This window comes from Ferrovibrio sp. GW821-FHT12B10, from assembly GCF_058807515.1.
The window spans coordinates 1,314,440-1,331,044 of record NZ_JBXAQT010000001.1; the positions used below are offsets into that span (position 1 = coordinate 1,314,440).

Genomic DNA, 16,605 nt, shown 5'->3' on the forward strand with positions numbered 1-16,605 from the left:
TTGGCGTTTTTCCGCCCGATTCGCCCTAATTTACCATCGTTAACAAATGAAGTTAACGCATTCTTTAACTCTGTCTCTTATATGGGCAGGCTGAACCCAAAAAACCATGGTAAATTCGGCCAGTCCGGGCGCTCAAAGCTGCGGTTTTACCAGCGGTTAAGGCTTTGAGCTTTAAGGTGTTTTTCCAACACCGATGATGAGGCACCATGCATAGCCTGCTGATGGATCTGGACCGGATCAAGGATGTCAGCTTTACCGGCCGGGTGACCTCGATTCAGGGCCTTCTGGTCGAAATTGCCGGCGTCGAACGCCACCTTTCCATCGGCTCCCGCGTCCATCTGATCACCCGCGACAACCGCCAGGTCGAGGCCGAGGTGGTCGGCTTCCGCCAGAACCGCGCCCTCCTCATGCCCTATGGCTCGCTGGAAGGCATTGGCCTGGGCAGCCGCGCCGTTGTCGGCGAGGACCAGCCGGTGATCTATCCCGATCTGAGCTGGCGCGGTCGCGTCATCGACGGCATGGGCCGGCCGCTGGATGGTGGCCCGCCGCTGATCAACGGCACCCAGCCCTATCCGCTGCGCGCCAATCCGCCGCCGGCCAATTCGCGCAAGCGCGTCGGCAAGAAAATCGATCTGGGCGTGCGCTCGATCAACACCTTCATCTCCTGCTGCCGCGGCCAGCGCATGGGCATCTTCGCCGGCTCGGGCGTCGGCAAGTCCGTGCTGCTGTCGATGATGGCACGCTACACCGAAGCCGATGTGAACGTGGTTGGCCTGATCGGCGAACGCGGTCGAGAAGTGCAGGAATTCATCGAGGATGATCTGGGCAAGTCGGGCCTCGCCCGCACCGTGATCGTCGTCGCGACATCAGACGAACCGGCGCTGGTGCGCCGCCAGGCGGCTTACATGACGCTGGCGGTGGCGGAGTATTTCCGCGACCAGGGCCAGCAGGTGCTCTGCCTGATGGACTCGGTCACGCGCTTTGCCATGGCGCAGCGCGAGATCGGACTCTCTGGCGGCGAGCCGCCGACGGCCAAGGGCTATCCGCCGACCACCTTTGCCGAACTGCCGCGCCTCCTGGAGCGCGCCGGCCCCGGCACCCAGGACGGCAGCATCACCGGGCTGTTCACCGTGCTGGTCGACGGCGACGACCATAACGAACCGATCGCCGACGCCACCCGCGGTATTCTCGACGGCCATATCGTGATGGAGCGCGGCATTGCCGAACGCGGCCGCTATCCGGCCATCAACATCCTGCGCTCGATCTCGCGCACCATGCCCGGCTGCAACACCGAGGATGAAAACCTGCTGGTGACGCGCGCGCGCCAGCTCATGGCCACCTACGACGACATGGCCGAACTGATCCGGCTCGGCGCCTATCGCGCCGGCAGCGACCCCAAGGTGGACGAGGCGATCCGCTACCAGCCGATGCTGGAGGCCTTCCTCAAGCAGCAGAAGGTCGAACGCGCCGACCTGCCCTCGGGCTATGCCAAGCTGGCGGAAATCTTCCTCGAAGGCGAAGGCCTGACCTCACAGGCTGGTGAATAATGAAGGGCGTCGACGCCCTGATCCGGCTGTGGAAATGGCGGCTCGACGAGCGCCGCCGCATCGTCGTCGACCTGGAAATCATGCGCGCCAACTTTGAGCGCCAGATGGATGCGCTGGATATCGAGCTGGAGCAGGAGCGCAAGGTCGCCACCCAGCATTACGACGCCAGCTTCGGCTTCACCAACTATCGCAAGATGAACCGCGAGCGCCGCGCCAACCTCGAAGTCTCGCGCGAAGAGCTGATCGACCGCATCGCCGCCGCGCAGGAAGAGGTGAAAGCCGCCTTCCGCGAGCAGAAGAAATACGAACTCGTGCTCGAGAACTGGGAAAAGCGCGAACGCCTCAAGCGCGAGAAGCGCGAGCAGGCCGAGATGGACGAAGCCGGCCTGCAGGGCTTCCGCCGCCGCCAGGAGCAGGACGGCACGCCGCCGGCCAATTCATAAAGCCAGTTAGCGGCACAACCGCGCCAGCAGCCGCCCGTCAATGGCCGCCAGCCCAAGCGCAATCGCGCCGATCCCGATGAAATGCCGCGGTTCCAGCCGCTCGCCCAGCACCAGCGCACCCAGCAGGATGGCGCTGACCGGCACCAGCAGGGTCACCAGGTTGACGTTGCTACCAGCCAAAGCCATCACGCGGAAGAACAGCACATAGGCAAGAGCTGTCGACAGCACTGCCAGGCCCAGCAGCGCCGCGATGGCCGATGCCGAAGGTAGCGGCAACTGCCAGCTATGCTCGATCAGCAGCGCCAGCGGCAGCAGGATCAGCGACGACATCACCAGTTGTCCGCCGGCAACCACGACAGGCTCGACGCCCATGCGGCGGAAGCGGCGCCCATAGACGCCCGAGCAGGCATAGCTGAGCGTGGCCAGCAGGCAGGCGCATTGCGCCAGCACGTTATGGCCCAGACCCGAGATCAAGTCCGGCCCCAGCATCGCCACCACGCCGGCCAGGCCCAGCAGCACGCCGATCACGCGATTGGACGTCAGCTTCTCATCCTGGGTGAAGGCATGGGCGACCAGCGCGGTCGAGATCGGTGTCGTGGCATTGAGGATGGACGCCAGGCCACTGGGGATCTGGCCCTGCGCCCAGACAAAGAGCGTGAAGGGCACGGCATTGTTAAGCACACCCATGACCAGAAAGGCGCGCCACACATCCTGATCGGGCGGCAGGCGGCGACCGAGCAGGTATAGCATCGGCAACAGGATCAGGGCCGCGATACCGACCCGCGCCGCCACGATGGTCAGCGGCGGCAGTTCGCGCACGGCGATGCCGATAAAGAAGAACGATCCGCCCCATAGCACCGACAGAGCGAGCAGCAGGCCCCAGACTTGCGCCGTCATACGTTGATCTGTCATGCGCGCTGTCTAGCTTTGTTCATGGACGATGCCTATCCGCTTCTTGCGGTCAGGCGGCCCAATATCACGCAACCTTGGCGGCAGACTGCGCGAGAGCCGTGGCGATGAATTGCGCCAGGTCCCGTGCCGCAGCGACGCGCTTGCCCTTGGCGGTGACATGGCAGGCCAGCGCCACCTCGCCCAGATCTGGCAGTTTCAGCCGGCGGCGATCGACCAGCTTCAGCCCCGGTTCGATAACGCTGGCCATCATCGCGCTGACCCCAAGGCCGGCGGCTACGGCAGCGCGCACCCCAGCCAGACTGGGACTGGTATAAGCGACGCGCCAGCGGATGCGGGCGGCATCCAGCGCATTGATGATGCGGTCGCGAAAAATGCAGCCCTGCGGCCAGAGACAGAGCGGCAGCGGCTCGGCTGGATCGAGCACCAGGCCAGGGCCAGCGAACCAGACCAGCGGATCAACCTTCAACCGCTCGCCGCTGCGGACGGCCGGATCCTGTTTCACCACGGCTACATCGAGATCACCGCGGTCGAATTGCTTTGTCAGCACGAGTGAGAGATCACAGTGCATGGCGATATGCAGGCGCGGATGCACACGACTGAATTCCGCCAGCGCCCGCGGCAGCGCCACCGGTGCAATATCTTCAGAAACACCGAGTCGCACCTCGCCGCTATGGCTGACGCCCCCGATGGCGGCACGGGCCTCGTCATGCAGGCTGAGCAGCCGGCGCGCATAGGTCAGCATGCGGTCGCCGTCTTCGGTCAGGTGCAGGCTGCGGGTATCGCGCAGCAGAAGCGGCGCATTGGCCGCCAGCTCCAGACGCTGAATCTGCTGACTGACGGTGGATTGCGTGCGATTCAGCTTCTCAGCAGCGCGCGTGAAGCTGCCGCTTTCGGCGACGCCTACAAAGGCGCGCAGCAGGTCGATGTCCAGATCGTGGGTCATGGCCGAAAACCGCCATTCATTATGAAATACGATAAATAATATAATATCATTTAATTTCTAAATTAAAAGCCAAAGGCCTATCTGGGGGGCATGACCGATACCAGCCTGCCCCTGGCCATCCCCGCCCGCCGCGTTTCCATTGAAAAATGGATCCAGCCGGCGCTGATCCTGCTGTTCTGCCTGTTGTGGAGCTCGGCGTTCACCGCAGGCAAGATCAGCATTCTCGATGCGCCGCCGTTGCTGCTACTGGCGATCCGTTTCCTGACCGCCGGACTCGTACTCACCGCCGTGATGCTGTTCTGGCGCGGCAGCCAAGCGATCCGGCGCGCCGAGATCGGTCGCCTGGCTCTGCTCGGCATTCTCAATTACGCGCTCTACCTCGGTCTGGGCTACTGGGGCATGAAGACGATCTCGTCGGGCCTCGCCGCCGTGATCGTCAGCACCAACCCGATCCTGACCGCTTTGCTGGCCGCGCTGCTGCTGGGCGAGCGCTTCACCTGGCGCAAAGGCTTCGGCCTGCTGCTCGGCCTGATGGGCGTGACCGTGATTTTGCGCAGTCGCCTGACCGTGGGTCATGATGATCTGGGTGGCATCTTGTTCAGCATCGCCGCCGCCGTCGGCCTGGCTGCCGGCACCATCCTCTACAAGAAACTGCCCACACAGAGCGACAGTTTCGCCGGCCTGGGCGTGCAGATGATTGCTGCCGGCAGCGCCCTGCTGCCGGTCGCCCTGCTGCTGGAAGATACCGCCGCCATCCATCCGAGCTGGTCGCTGTTCGGCGCGATGCTCTATCTCGCCGGCCCCATTTCGGTCGGCGCCTATGCCCTGTGGTTCATGCTGCTGCGGCGCGGGTCGGCCACACAGGCCAGCAGCCTGCACTTCATCATGCCGCCGCTGGGCCTGCTGATAGGCTGGCTGGTGCTGTCGGAACCGCTCAATGCCATTGATTTCCTCGGGATCATTCCCGTGGCCATCGGCATCTGGCTGGTGACCCGTCGCTAGATTTTGATCTCGGTACTATGGCCCTTGGCTTCCAGCTCCGGGCTGGGCCAGGCCAGCGGCTTCTCGCGATCATGGAAGCGGATCGAGCCGACCATGCCGGTCACTTCCAGCGCGCCGGTGAAGATCGCTGTGACATCCATCTTGAAAGCCGGGCCGAATTCGGTTTCCGAGCGCAGGACGAGATCGAGCTGCTTGGCGCTGACGAAACCGTCGAACTGGATCGGCCCCGTGCTTTCCAGATCGAAGTCGATCAGGAACCGGGTCTGCGCCTGCTTCTTTTCCTTGTCTTTGCGGCGGCGCATGAAGATCTGCACCGGCTCGACCTTGCCATTCACCAGCATCGGCATCACCAGCGCCTGCCAGTCGCTATCCGACTGACGGCTGTTGAGCCGGCCAAGCTCGCGGAAATCGTCATCCAGCTTTTTCAGCAGCTCGCCCTTGCCCTGCTGCTCAAGCTTCTTCACGGCTTCCGAGCCGAGCCAAGCCTGCGCATTGCCGGCAGCCGCCGCAGCCATGAATTGCAATGCCGTCGCCGCCAGCCGCACATTGGCCTGCGGCAGCAACTCGGCTTGCAGGCGCTGCGCCAGCGCCGGATCAGCGGCACGCACGGCATCCAGGGTCATCTGCAAGGCAGGCCACTCGCCCTGCAGCCTGGTCAACACGCCGGCCAGCGGCGGCGGCCCAAGTGTGGTCGGCGTCGACATCGGCGGCCGGGTGATCGAGGCGAGCTCCAGCGACAGCTGCGTGCCGGGCGGCAACGGCTGCGACAGGCTGAGCGAGAGCACGCCCTGCGGCGTGCTGACCAGCACCTGGCCATTGGCGGCCTGACCGGATACCACGCCCGACAGTACCTGACCGGTGGAGACCGGCACGGCCTGCGCCTGCGCCGCGATGGCGGCGGCGGCCGGACTGTTGGGCATTGGCGCCTGCGGTTGCGGGACAACCGGCTGCGGCATAACCGGCTGCGCTGCGACGGGCTGCTGCGGCAGCGGCGGCGGAGTCTGCGTCGGGATTTGCGGCGGCACGACCTGCGGCGCCGTCGGCGCCGGCGTCGCGGCTTGCTGCAGCAGGGTCACGGCAATCGGCGAGGGAATGGTGGCCGGCACCGAGACTGTGCCGGCCGGCGGCGCTGCCGCCGGGGCAGGCGGACTGGCGGGCACAGCTGGCAACGGCACGGCTGGAGCCGCCGCGGGCGCTGCTGCGGGAGCCGGCGGTGTTGCGGGAACCGGTACCGTCACGGAAGGCGGCACCGGCGCGGCGGTGACTTGCGGTAGCGCCGTCGTCGCCGGCAGCGTGGCGCTCTGCACCACGACCTGGATCTGGCTGCCGGCCGGCAGGGCCGCAGCGGCAGGATTGCCGCCGGCCTGCGCCGGCACGACGGTGGCGGTGAGAGTCTGTCCCGTCTGCGGCAGCACCGGCGCGGCGGTGTTGCCTGGCTGCGGCGGCGCGACGGCCTGTGCCAGCTGCGCGGCGGTCGGCGGCTGCGCCTGCGCCGCCAGCGGCGGCTGCAAGGTCACACCGTTGGCGCTGGTGATCGTGGCCTGCTGCGGGTTTTCCGGATTGAGCTGAATCGTGAGCGCCGCCGTCAGCACGGCGATATTCGCCTGCTCCAGCTTCGCTGCAAGGGTCGACGCCAGGCTCAGCACATTGCCCGCCGCCGTGCGCACCAGCAGCGCTGCATTGTCGCGCGCCACCACCTGCGCGGAAATCTCGCCGCCCTTGGTCAATTCGCTGGAGCTGGCGGCGATCTGCGAGGCATCGCCCTGCAGGATCGTGCTGGGCGACGGCTGCGACTGCGTCGGCACGCCGCCCTGTCCGCCGGCCTGGCCACCCGAAGGCTGACCGCCAGACGGCGTCGGCGGTACGGCCACCGGGGTTTGTGCGGCGGGTGCAGGTGTTGGCGCAACCGGAGTCGCCGGCACGACCGGCGGTGGCGGTGCTACTGGGCCGAGATCGCTCACGCGGTATCCCCGCCCCTCATGGCATGACGATCAGGGCTGCGCCGGCTGGCCGACACGCAGCAGGCTGTTCATCAGCGCCTCGATATCCTCGGCCGCCTCGCACATCGGATGACGGGTCAGCAGGGGAACCTGGTTGCGGATGGCATCGCGCACCTTGTCGTCGCGACGCACAACGCCGGCCAGTGGCGGTGAATATTTCAGGAAATTCTCGGCGGCCTTGTTCAGCTTGGCATAGGTGCGTTCACCCTCGCGCGTCGTCGCGGCGATGTTGATCACCACGCGCACATCGGCGTTGCGGTCGGCCATGCGCGCCAGCTTGATATAGGCATAGGCATCGGTCAGCGCGGTCGGTTCGTCATTGGTGACCACCACGGTGATGCCGGCAGCCATCGAGAAGGTGCGCACCACGGCGTCGACGCCGGCGCCCAGATCGATGATCACGCGGTCATAGCTCTTGGCCAGCAGCATCAGCTCGTCGCGCAGCCCCGTGAGCGCCGCCTGGTCGAGCGTGGCAAGCGAGGCCGAACCCGACTTGCCCGCGATGATGTCGAAGCCGGCTTCCGACGGCATCACGGCATCAGCCAGGCTGAAACGGCCGGCGATCACGCTGCCCAGGTCGCGGTCGGGCATCAGGCCGAGCTGGATGTCGACATTGGCGAGGCCGATATCGCCATCGAAGAGCAGCACGCGCTGTCCCTGGCGGGCGAAGCTGTGCGCCAGCGTGACCGAAAGCCAGGTCTTGCCGACACCGCCCTTGCCCGAGGCGATGGCGATCACGTTGGACATGCGCTGCGCGGTGGATGGATGGCGGATCGGGCGAGCAGCGGCGGAAGGCGTCGTCGGCGTTTGCGTCATGGCGATCACGGTCATTCTGCGGCCTTCATGGCTGCGGGTTTGGGGGCGAAGTGGCGGCTGTCGATATCAGCGTCGACAGCCGGAGACTGGGCATCGGGGTCGGCCAGCAGGCGGTGAGCCAGCATCAGGGCGTCGAAGCGTTCAAAGCCCTTGCCAACGAAGGCGCTGGCGCTGGCATCGGCGAAGGCCAGGCCGCCCAGATCGGCGGCGGCGACCAGCGCGCCAAGGCGGCGGGCCGAATCAAGGCGGGTGGCGACATAGCGGCGCGCACCCAGCGCCACGGCCTGGGCGGCAAGCTCGCCCACTTCCATGGCGTCGGTGCCAGCGGCAAAGACGGCGACCGGTTCGGCACCACTGGCCTGGATCAGGCCCTTCAGGCCACGGCGTTCGGCCGCGTCATGCAGGTTGATGCCGGCAGTGTCGATCACCAGTTTGGCCGAGGGCGGCACGGTATCGATGGCGAGCGCCAGATCGCGCGGCGTCGGCGCTTCCATGAAGGGCGTGGCCATGACACGGCAAAGCGCGGCGAGCTGTTCGCCGGCGGCGGCGCGGCTGCCGTCGCAGGACACGACATGGACGCCACGGCGGTCGATGACGCAGCGCGCGGCCAGCTTGGCCGCCACGATGGTTTTGCCACTGCCCGGCGGGCCGATCAGGATCACCGGCCGGTTGTCGCTGCTCAGGCCGGGGAACCGATAAGTCTCGTCCAGCGCCTCAGCCAGCGCGCCGACAGCATCGTCGAGGCCGACGCGCATTGCCGCCTGGGCCAGACGCTCGGCCACCCGGGCCGGCACGCCATGCCATTGCAGCGCGCCGAGAATCAGCTCACCCACCTGATCAGCGCTATGATCGGCGAAGTCGTCGCCTGGCACGAACAGGCGGCCGTTGCCCTGGCCGTAGCGCATCGCCTGCGCCTCCGGCGTCGCGAAGTCGTCGTCGGTATGCTGCTCGATAGCGGCGGTGATCTCGACGCCCTCGCCGTTGCGATGGCTGTAGGTCGATACGATGATCGCGTCTTCGCCCAAGGACTGGCGCACGAGGTCCATCGCCTCGCTCATCGTTGCCGCCTGGAAGGTCTTAAGCCGCATCGTCTAGGTCGTCCTCAGATTTGCGCTACCGTCCGAAGCTTGGCCTTCGGATGGATTTCCTGCTGCGACATCACCACAGTGGCCGGGCGGAAGCGCTCGATGATCGACCGCACATAGGGGCGGATCGTCGGGCTGGTCAGCAGCACCGGCATATGGCCTTCAGAGGCCATGCGCTCGAAGGTCTGGCGAACCTGGGCGATGAAGTCCTGCAGGCGCGAAGGCTGCATGCTGAGCTGGCGCTCCTCGCCCTGCCCAACCAGCGCCTCGGCGAAATTCTGCTCCCATTGCGGCGACAGGGTCACCAGCGGGATATAGCCGTCCGGGCTGACATTGGCGTTCGAAATCTGGCGGGCGAGCCGCGAACGTACATGTTCAGTGATCTGGGTGATCGACTGGGTATAGCCGCTGGCTTCGGCGACAGCCTCCAGGATGGTGGCGAAGTCGCGGATCGAGACGCGCTCGGACAGCAGGTTCTGCAGCACGCGCTGCACCCCGTTGACGTTGATGCGATTCGGGATCACTTCGCTGACCAGCTTCTCGTTGTTCTTCTTCAACTCCTCGATCAACTTCTGCGTCTCGGCGAAGCTGAGCAGATCGGACATATTGTCCTTCACCACTTCCGTGAGATGGGTGGTGATGACGGTACCCGGATCGACCACGGTATAGCCGCGGAACATCGCCTCGTCGCGCATGCTGTCGTCGACCCACATGGCAGGCAGGCCGAAGGTCGGCTCGACCGTCTCGATGCCGGCCAGCGCGATGCGCTCGCCGCGCGGATCCATGACCAGCAGCATGTTCGGCCGCACTTCGCCACGCGCCGCCTCCACTTCCTTGACGCGGATCACATAGGTGGTGCCGGGCAGCTGCATGTTATCCAGAATGCGCACGCTGGGCATGATGAAGCCCATATCGATGGCGATCTGGCGGCGCAGCGCCTTGATCTGGTCGGTCAAGCGATAGCCGCGCGCGTCATTGATCAGCGGCAGCAGGCTGAAGCCAAGCTCCATGCGCAGATCATCGATCGCCAGCGCATTGGTGACCGGTTCGTCCAGCGGGCTGACCGGCGGCAGGGGTTCGGGTGGCGGCACGAAGGCAGCGATCCGCGCCTTCTTCTCTGCCTCCATCGAGGCATAGGCCAGACCGCCGGTGATGGCGGCCAGCAGGATGAAAGGGATGAAGGGCATGCCCGGAATCAGCGCGAAGGCGGCGGCCAGCACAGCCGACATGGTCAGGGCCTTGACCGAGGAGAGCTGGCGCGACAGCGCCTTGTCGGTGGAACCGGTGACACCGCCCTTGGACACCATGATACCGGCGGCGACCGAGATGATCAGCGCCGGAATCTGCGCCACCAGGCCGTCACCGACAGTGAGGATCGAGTAGGTGTTCAGCGCCTGACTGAAACTGACGCCGTTCTGGATCACGCCTATCAGCACACCACCGATCAGATTGATGAAGGTGATCATGATGCCGGCGACAGCATCGCCGCGCACGAACTTCGAGGCACCGTCCATCGAACCGAAGAAGCTCGACTCGTCTTCCAGTTCCTTGCGGCGGATGCGCGCCGTGGCCTCGTCAATCAGGCCGGCCGAAAGATCGGCGTCGATCGCCATCTGCTTGCCGGGCATCGCGTCGAGGGTGAAACGCGCCGACACTTCGGCAATACGACCCGAACCCTTGGTGATGACGACGAAGTTCACAATGATCAGGATCGCGAAGACGATCACACCGATCACCAGATTGCCGCTCATGACGAACTGGCCGAAGGCCTCGATCACATGGCCGGCAGCATCGGTGCCTTCATGGCCGTGGCCGAGGATCAGGCGGGTCGACGCCAGGTTCAGCGCCAGCCGCAGCATGGTGGTGATCAGCAGCACGGTCGGGAAGCTGGAGAATTCCAGCGGCCGCTGGATGAACAGGCACGTCATCATCACCATGACCGAGATGGTGATCGAGATCGCGAGGGCGATATCGAGCAGCCAGGTCGGCATCGGCAGGATGAGCACCGACAGGATGGCCATGACGCCGAGCGCCAGCATGATATCGCCATGCTGACTGATGTTGCGCATCCAGCCGAACATGTCGCCGCCACCGCCTTGTGAGGCGGCCGGAGAGCTCTCCGCCGGCAGGTTCTCGGCCATTACCCGTTACTCCTCAACCCCGTAAAACGTCACAGCTCAGGCCGTGACGCGCGAACCTTCATTGGCGGCCGGAACGGCCATGCCCTCGTCGGTATACTGCTTCAGCTTGTTGCGCAGCGTGCGGATCGAAATGCCCAGGATGGTCGCCGCATGCGTGCGGTTGCCCAGGCAATGCTTCAGCGTGTCGATGATCAGGTCGCGCTCCACATCGGCCACGGTGCGGCCGACCAGGTTGGGCGCCGGACCGGCTTCACCACCGCTGGCGGCATCGCCGAGCGGACGGCCGATCGCATCGGCCAGTGCCGTGCCATCGGGCAGGCGGATGTCTTCCAGCTCGATCTGCGGACCAAGCGCCAGCAGCACGGCGCGGTGCATGGTGTTTTCCAATTCGCGCACATTGCCGCGCCAGGGCGCCTGGCGCAGGGCCTCCAGCGTGGTGGGCGCCATCGGCCGCTCCGGCACGCCGTTGGCTTCGGCATACTTCTTCAGGAAATGCACAGCCAGCAGTTCGACATCGGCCGGGCGCTGACGCAGCGCCGGCAGCTTGATGTTGACCACGTTCAGGCGGAACAGAAGATCTTCGCGAAAATTGCCCTTGGCCACTTCATCGGCCAGATTGCGGTTCGAGGTGGCGATGACGCGGATATCCACCTTGATCGGCTTGTTGCCGCCGATGCGGTCGATCTCGCGCTCCTGGATGGCGCGCAGCAGCTTGGCTTGCAGGCGCACGTCCATCTCGCTGATTTCATCGAGCAGCAGCGTGCCGCCGTTGGCTTCCTCGAACTTGCCCAGGCGCCGCGCCACCGCGCCGGTGAAGGCACCCTTTTCGTGGCCGAACAGCTCGGACTCGAGCAGCGATTCCGGAATGGCGGCGCAGTTGAGCGACACGAAGGGCTTGTCGCTGCGCGGCGAGCGCGAATGGATGAAGCGCGCCATCACTTCCTTGCCGGTGCCGCTTTCACCGGTGATCATCACCGAGGCGCCGCTCGGCGCGATCTGCTCGGCCAGCTTGACCACCTGGCCCATGGCTGGATCGCGGAAGATCATCTGGTGGCTGTCTTCGGCCACCGCTTCCAGCACGGCGGCGATCAGGTCGGCCTCCGGCGGCAGCGGCAGATATTCCTTGGCGCCGGCGCGGATCGCGGCGACGGCGGCGCGCGCATCGTTGCCGATGCCGCAGGCGACCACCGGCAGGCTGATGCGCTCGTTCTTCAGGCTGTCGACCAGCAGCTTCACATCCAGGCTGACATCGATCATGGCGAGATCGGCGCCCTTGCCGGCGCGCAGGGTGTTCAGGGCCTGCTCGATATCGTCCACCTGCATGACTTTGGCGCCGCGCTGCAACGCGATGCGCGTCGCTGCACCAATCTGTCCGTTCAGTGTGCCGATAATGATCAGTCGCATATCGTTTCGCCCCAACTTCCCGCTTTAATCACGGCCTGCGCCAACAAGGCTTCAGGCAACACGCTGGCCGCATCAACCGCCGCGGCCACCCTTGATGATTTCCGTCATGGTCACGCCCAGGCGGTCTTCCACGACCACGACTTCGCCGCGGGCCACCAGACGATTGTTCACATAGATGTCGATCGCTTCGCCGACCTTACGGTCAAGCTCGACCACCGCGCCGCGACCGAGCTTCAGCAACTGGCTGACCTGCATGTTGGCCTTGCCCAGCACGGCCGAGACATGCACCGGAATATCGAAGACGGCCTGAAGATCCGCGGCAGTGCGCGCCGCATTGGGATCGTCGTCATCCATCATGCCCGGGGTTTGCCCCAGGTCCTTCAGTTCAAGATCATCACTGTCAGCCATAAACCCTTACTCCTCGGTCGCGAGCTGCGCCTGCAGCCCGGCGATATACCGTTCCACCGCCTGGGCGACATCCTTGTCCAGCGCCGCCTGACGCCGTTCGGCCGAGCCATCGGCCCAGTTGATGCGGCAGTCGGTGACCGCCATCGTCTCGTCGGGGACCAAGGCGACCTTGCCGCCGAAGCCCGACTGGGACACCAGCTGGTCGATCTTCTGGTCCAGATGCTGAATCACCGGCTCGGCGGCCCGCACCACCAGGCGCGGCTCGTCGCGCATGTCGTCCATGCAGCGCAGCACCAGGGCCTCGATCTGGTCGAAAGGCTGGCGTTCGATCAGGCTGCCGGCCAGCTTGCGCGCAATCGCCACGGCCAGTTCAACCGCCTCGGCGCGCGCCGCGACCTGGGCGCGCTCCTCGCCGGCCGCAATGGCGCCCAGCTGCGCAGCGATCGCCTGCAGCGCCTGCTCCAGTCGCATCTGGTGCTCGCCATAAGCGGCCTCGCGGCCAGCAGCCTCACCCTCGGCATAGGATGTACTGCGCGCGCTGTCGATTTCCTCGACCGAGAATTTCTGCGGCGGCGGCTTGGGCGCATACGACCGCTCCACCTTCGGGCGGGTGCCGTCGAAGGGCATGTCGAACAGGAATTTCGCCTTGCTTGCCATACTGTTTTACGCCGCGTCCCGTCAGTAAATGAGTTCGTCTTCGCCCTTGTTGTCGGCGAGCATGATCTCGCCCTTGGCCGCCAACTCCTTGGCGGTGGTCACCATCAGCATCTGCGCCTCGTCCACGTCCTTCAGACGCACCGGGCCCATCGATTCCATTTCCTCGCGCAGCAGCTTGGAGGCGCGTTCGGACATGTTGGAGAAGAACAGGTCGCGCAACGTCTCGGACGCGCCCTTGAGCGCCAGGCCGAGCTTTTCCTTCGGCACGTTCTTCAGCAGGGTCTGCACGCCCGAGGGATCGAGCTTGATCAGATCCTCGAAGGTGAACATCAGCGCCTTGATGCGTTCGGCCGCATCGCGGCTGCGCTCTTCCAGGGCCGCGAGGAAACGCGACTCGGTATTGCGATCCAGGCTGTTGAAGATTTCCGCCATCATTTCGTGGGCGTCGCGGCGGTTGGTGCGCGCGAGGTTCGACATGAATTCGGCGCGCAGCGTCTGCTCCACCTTGTCGAGCACTTCCTTCTGCACCGCCTCCATGCGCAGCATGCGCATGACGACTTCCATCGAGAATTCTTCCGGCAATGCCGCCAGCACGCGCGCGGCATGCTCGGGGCGGATCTTCGAGAGAACCACGGCGACGGTCTGCGGATATTCGTTCTTGAGATAGCTGGCCAGAACGTTTTCGTTCACGTTGGCGAGCTTGTCCCACATGGTGCGGCCGGCCGGACCGCGAATCTCTTCCATGATCTGATTGACGCGCTCGGACGGCAGCGCCTTCATCAGCAGTCGCTCGGTGCTGTCGAACGTACCCGTCAGCGAACCGGTGGAGGAGAAGTTGTTGACGAACTCAAGAAACAGCTTTTCCACGACGTCGGAATTCACCGCGCCGAGGTTGGCCATGTTCTGCGAGATTTCCTTGATCTCTTCGTCGTCGAGCAGCGGCCAGATCTTGGACGAATGCTCCTCGCCGAGCGCGAGCATCAGCACGGCAGCCTTGTCGGGGCCCTTGAGCTGTCGGAAATCTTTTTCTGCCATGAGGCGCTCCTAGTCCGCAGCCGTCAGGTGGTCTGATAGAGCCAGTTGCGGATGATCGACACAGCCTCTTCGGGATGCTTGTCGACGATCTCGCCGATCTTCTTGAGCGACGAGGCCTTCACCTGGCCTTCAATACGCGCAATGTCGATCATCGATTCGATGCCGGGCGTCGGCGGCGCCATGCCGGCATCGGGTGCGGCCGGCAGTTCGGCGATCGGCGCGCCACCCACCACCATGGGCAGGCCCGGCATCGCCGGCGTCAGCATGCCCGGCGGAATATCGTCGCCTTCCTGCGAGGCTTCCAGCACGCGCTTGATCAGCGGGCGCACCACCAGCAGCATGGCAAGCAGGCCGAGCAGTACATAGCCGGCAATCTCGCCGATGCGGAACAAGTCGGCCTTGGTCAGGCCCATGAAGATCGGGATGCTGGCCGGATCGATCTCTTCCGGGATGTCGCCCGGCTCGGCGAAGCGCATGGTCACGACTTCGATGGTGTCGCCGCGCTGCTGGTCGAAACCGATGGCGTTGCGCACCAGGGCATTGAGCTGGGCCATCTCTTCCGGCGACCGGGCCTGGTAGGAGCGCTGGCCCTGGCCGTCAACCTGGATGATGTTGTTGACCAGCACGGCGGCCGAGACGCGGCGCAGCACACCAGCCTCGCGCACCTGGGTGCGAATGGTCTTGGAGATTTCGTAATTGACCAGTTCCTCGGTGCGGTTACCCGACGAGGACTGCTGCGAGCCGCCCTGACCCTGCGCTTCGGGCAGGTTGTTGGCAACCGAGACGTTCTGCTGGCCTTCCGAGCTCTGGTTGTTCTCCGTGATGGTCTGGGTCGAACGCACCACCTGCTGGTCAGGATTGAACAGTTCCTGATTGGTGGTAACGCGGTCGAAATCCATGTCGACGGAAATCTCGGCACGCACGTTGCCGACGCCGACCGAACGCTCGAGCAGCGCCTCGACATTCTTGCGCAGGCGCTCCTCGGTCTGGCGGCGCATGTCGGCCATGCGGCCGGCCGTGGCGGTCGCCGCATCGGGTTCTTCCTGGGTGCCGGCGAGCAGGTTGCCGCGATCGTCGATCACAGCGATGCGCGAGGGCTTCAGGTCAGGCACGGCCGAGGCGACGAGATTCTGGATGGCGCGGACCTGCGGCTGGTCGAGGCGGCCGCCACGGGTCTTGATCACGATCGAGGCCGAGGGCTCGCGCTGGTCGCGGCTGAACACCTCGCGCTTGGGCAGCACAAGATGGACGCGGGCCGACTGCACCTGATCGATCGAGCGGATGGTGCGGGCGAGCTCGCCTTCCATCGCGCGCAGATGATTCAGGTTCTGCATGAAATTGGTGGCCGACAGCGCATTGGCCTTGTCGAAGATTTCGTAGCCGGCGCCACCGCCGGACGGCAGGCCGCCTTCGGCCAGCTGCATGCGGGCGCGCAGCACGCGGTCTTCCGGCACCAGGATCTGGGTACCGTTGGAGCCGATCTGATAGGGAATTTTCTGGGCTTCGAGGCGGGCGACGATCTCACCCGAGGATTGCAGGTCCAGGTTGCCGTAGAGCAGCGCCATCTTGGGCTGCGTGATCTTCATGCCAAGGAATACGAAAAAGCCGATCAGCACGGCTGCGGTCGCCGCCAGCATCGCCAGGCGAGCCGGACCGATATTCCGCATCATATTCATAATACCATTCACGGCATCACCCCATGCACCAGGCACGCGTTGCGGCAGGCCCTTCCTGCCTTGTGTGCAAGGTAGGAAAGCGGGATGAAGGAGAGGTTAACATCCCGGCAAAATTTGCCTACCGGGATGTTGCCCTGAATGGTGAGATTTATTTAGCGATTTACGGGGAAATACGGGCTGGGCGCAGGCCACGCTCCGGCAGGCTGCCGGGCCGATATTCCTGTAAACGGGTGGTGCGCAGGCCGGGCAGGCCATGCTGGTCGATGGCGCGCTGCCAGGAAGCGAATTCCTCCACCGTCAGGGCATAGCGCTCGCAGGCGGCGTCCAGGGTCAGCAAGCCCCCGCGCACGGCGGCGACGACTTCGGCTTTGCGGCGGATAACCCAGCGTTTCGTGTTGGACGGCGGCAGGCTGTCCAGGGTGATGCGCTGACCTTCGGGACCAATCACGCTGGCCGGTGCCTGGGCGGAGACCATATGCGGCCGGGAGGGAAAGCTGTGAAGGTTCTGCATGGTGGTTTTCCGCCTTTCTGACGAA

The 16,605-nt window shown here is 65.0% G+C and carries 15 protein-coding genes; 3 read left to right on the plus strand and 12 right to left on the minus strand.

What is annotated here, in order from left to right; genetic code table 11:
• The first annotated feature begins 206 nt into the window (after positions 1-206).
• Together fliI and AC1RRT_RS06685 are read left to right on the plus strand one after the other, a co-directional pair.
• The gene (gene fliI / locus AC1RRT_RS06680; protein ID WP_493012995.1) at positions 207-1,547 is read left to right on the plus strand and encodes a flagellar protein export ATPase FliI; all 1,341 of its coding nucleotides are present in this window, start codon (positions 207-209) and stop codon (positions 1,545-1,547) included.
• Positions 1,547-1,990 (plus strand): flagellar export protein FliJ, encoded by a 444-nt coding sequence (locus AC1RRT_RS06685; RefSeq protein WP_493012996.1) that lies wholly within the window; start codon positions 1,547-1,549, stop codon positions 1,988-1,990. Before fliI ends, AC1RRT_RS06685 begins: the two co-directional genes overlap by 1 nt.
• A gap of 6 nt (positions 1,991-1,996) precedes the next feature.
• On the opposite strand, the gene AC1RRT_RS06690 is transcribed toward AC1RRT_RS06685, so the two are convergent.
• Both AC1RRT_RS06690 and AC1RRT_RS06695 read right to left on the minus strand, forming a co-directional pair.
• Positions 1,997-2,902, minus strand: coding sequence for a DMT family transporter (locus AC1RRT_RS06690; protein ID WP_493012997.1), 906 nt, complete (start codon positions 2,900-2,902; stop codon positions 1,997-1,999).
• 64 nt (positions 2,903-2,966) lie between these two features.
• Entirely contained in the window at positions 2,967-3,845 is an 879-nt protein-coding gene (locus AC1RRT_RS06695; protein WP_493012998.1) for a LysR substrate-binding domain-containing protein, read from the minus strand.
• Between the two features lie 90 nt (positions 3,846-3,935).
• Between AC1RRT_RS06695 and AC1RRT_RS06700 the strand changes: the two genes are divergently transcribed.
• Positions 3,936-4,847 (plus strand): DMT family transporter, encoded by a 912-nt coding sequence (locus tag AC1RRT_RS06700; protein WP_493012999.1) that lies wholly within the window; start codon positions 3,936-3,938, stop codon positions 4,845-4,847.
• Here AC1RRT_RS06700 and AC1RRT_RS06705 read toward each other — a convergent pair.
• The 10 genes from AC1RRT_RS06705 to sciP all read right to left on the minus strand — a co-directional run bounded on the left by AC1RRT_RS06705 (position 4,844) and on the right by sciP (position 16,580).
• On the minus strand, positions 4,844-6,808 hold the full coding sequence (locus AC1RRT_RS06705) for a hypothetical protein (protein WP_493013000.1): 1,965 nt from the start codon (positions 6,806-6,808) through the stop codon (positions 4,844-4,846). The two genes, AC1RRT_RS06700 and AC1RRT_RS06705, sit on opposite strands and share 4 nt — an antisense overlap.
• 30 nt (positions 6,809-6,838) lie before the next feature.
• Positions 6,839-7,678 carry a MinD/ParA family protein gene (locus tag AC1RRT_RS06710; protein WP_493013001.1) on the minus strand — a complete coding sequence of 280 codons (840 nt, stop codon included), beginning with the start codon at positions 7,676-7,678 and terminating at the stop codon, positions 6,839-6,841.
• Positions 7,675-8,751, minus strand: coding sequence for a flagellar biosynthesis protein FlhF (locus AC1RRT_RS06715; protein ID WP_493013002.1), 1,077 nt, complete (start codon positions 8,749-8,751; stop codon positions 7,675-7,677). Before AC1RRT_RS06715 ends, AC1RRT_RS06710 begins: the two co-directional genes overlap by 4 nt.
• Before the next feature lie 14 nt (positions 8,752-8,765).
• Positions 8,766-10,889, minus strand: a complete 2,124-nt coding sequence (gene flhA / locus AC1RRT_RS06720) for a flagellar biosynthesis protein FlhA (protein ID WP_493013003.1) — start codon at positions 10,887-10,889, stop codon at positions 8,766-8,768.
• A 36-nt stretch (positions 10,890-10,925) separates the two neighbouring features.
• A complete protein-coding gene (flbD, locus tag AC1RRT_RS06725; RefSeq protein WP_493013004.1) occupies positions 10,926-12,293 on the minus strand; it encodes a sigma-54-dependent transcriptional regulator FlbD in 1,368 nt (455 codons plus the stop codon).
• A 72-nt stretch (positions 12,294-12,365) separates the two neighbouring features.
• Positions 12,366-12,701: a flagellar motor switch protein FliN gene (fliN, locus tag AC1RRT_RS06730; RefSeq protein ID WP_493013005.1), complete on the minus strand. Its 336-nt coding sequence runs from the start codon at positions 12,699-12,701 to the stop codon at positions 12,366-12,368.
• A 6-nt stretch (positions 12,702-12,707) separates the two neighbouring features.
• Positions 12,708-13,358: a FliH/SctL family protein gene (locus AC1RRT_RS06735; RefSeq protein ID WP_493013006.1), complete on the minus strand. Its 651-nt coding sequence runs from the start codon at positions 13,356-13,358 to the stop codon at positions 12,708-12,710.
• A 21-nt stretch (positions 13,359-13,379) separates the two neighbouring features.
• A complete protein-coding gene (gene fliG, locus AC1RRT_RS06740) occupies positions 13,380-14,393 on the minus strand; it encodes a flagellar motor switch protein FliG (protein ID WP_492979026.1) in 1,014 nt (337 codons plus the stop codon).
• Between the two features lie 23 nt (positions 14,394-14,416).
• Positions 14,417-16,069, minus strand: a complete 1,653-nt coding sequence (gene fliF, locus AC1RRT_RS06745; RefSeq protein ID WP_493013007.1) for a flagellar basal-body MS-ring/collar protein FliF — start codon at positions 16,067-16,069, stop codon at positions 14,417-14,419.
• A 160-nt stretch (positions 16,070-16,229) separates the two neighbouring features.
• A complete protein-coding gene (gene sciP, locus AC1RRT_RS06750; RefSeq protein WP_493013008.1) occupies positions 16,230-16,580 on the minus strand; it encodes a CtrA inhibitor SciP in 351 nt (116 codons plus the stop codon).
• Positions 16,581-16,605 lie beyond the last annotated feature (25 nt).

Excerpts from the sequence above, each read along its gene's own strand:
- fliI (WP_493012995.1), top strand. The coding sequence starts at position 207 with ATGCATAGCCTGCTGATGGATCTGGACCGGATCAAGGATGTCAGCTTT.
- AC1RRT_RS06685 (WP_493012996.1), top strand. The coding sequence starts at position 1,547 with ATGAAGGGCGTCGACGCCCTGATCCGGCTGTGGAAATGGCGGCTCGAC.
- AC1RRT_RS06690 (WP_493012997.1), bottom strand. The coding sequence starts at position 2,902 with ATGACAGATCAACGTATGACGGCGCAAGTCTGGGGCCTGCTGCTCGCT.
- AC1RRT_RS06695 (WP_493012998.1), bottom strand. The coding sequence starts at position 3,845 with ATGACCCACGATCTGGACATCGACCTGCTGCGCGCCTTTGTAGGCGTC.
- AC1RRT_RS06700 (WP_493012999.1), top strand. The coding sequence starts at position 3,936 with ATGACCGATACCAGCCTGCCCCTGGCCATCCCCGCCCGCCGCGTTTCC.
- AC1RRT_RS06710 (WP_493013001.1), bottom strand. The coding sequence starts at position 7,678 with ATGACCGTGATCGCCATGACGCAAACGCCGACGACGCCTTCCGCCGCT.
- AC1RRT_RS06715 (WP_493013002.1), bottom strand. The coding sequence starts at position 8,751 with ATGCGGCTTAAGACCTTCCAGGCGGCAACGATGAGCGAGGCGATGGAC.
- flhA (WP_493013003.1), bottom strand. The coding sequence starts at position 10,889 with ATGGCCGAGAACCTGCCGGCGGAGAGCTCTCCGGCCGCCTCACAAGGC.
- flbD (WP_493013004.1), bottom strand. The coding sequence starts at position 12,293 with ATGCGACTGATCATTATCGGCACACTGAACGGACAGATTGGTGCAGCG.
- fliN (WP_493013005.1), bottom strand. The coding sequence starts at position 12,701 with ATGGCTGACAGTGATGATCTTGAACTGAAGGACCTGGGGCAAACCCCG.
- AC1RRT_RS06735 (WP_493013006.1), bottom strand. The coding sequence starts at position 13,358 with ATGGCAAGCAAGGCGAAATTCCTGTTCGACATGCCCTTCGACGGCACC.
- fliG (WP_492979026.1), bottom strand. The coding sequence starts at position 14,393 with ATGGCAGAAAAAGATTTCCGACAGCTCAAGGGCCCCGACAAGGCTGCC.
- fliF (WP_493013007.1), bottom strand. The coding sequence starts at position 16,069 with ATGAATATGATGCGGAATATCGGTCCGGCTCGCCTGGCGATGCTGGCG.
- sciP (WP_493013008.1), bottom strand. The coding sequence starts at position 16,580 with ATGCAGAACCTTCACAGCTTTCCCTCCCGGCCGCATATGGTCTCCGCC.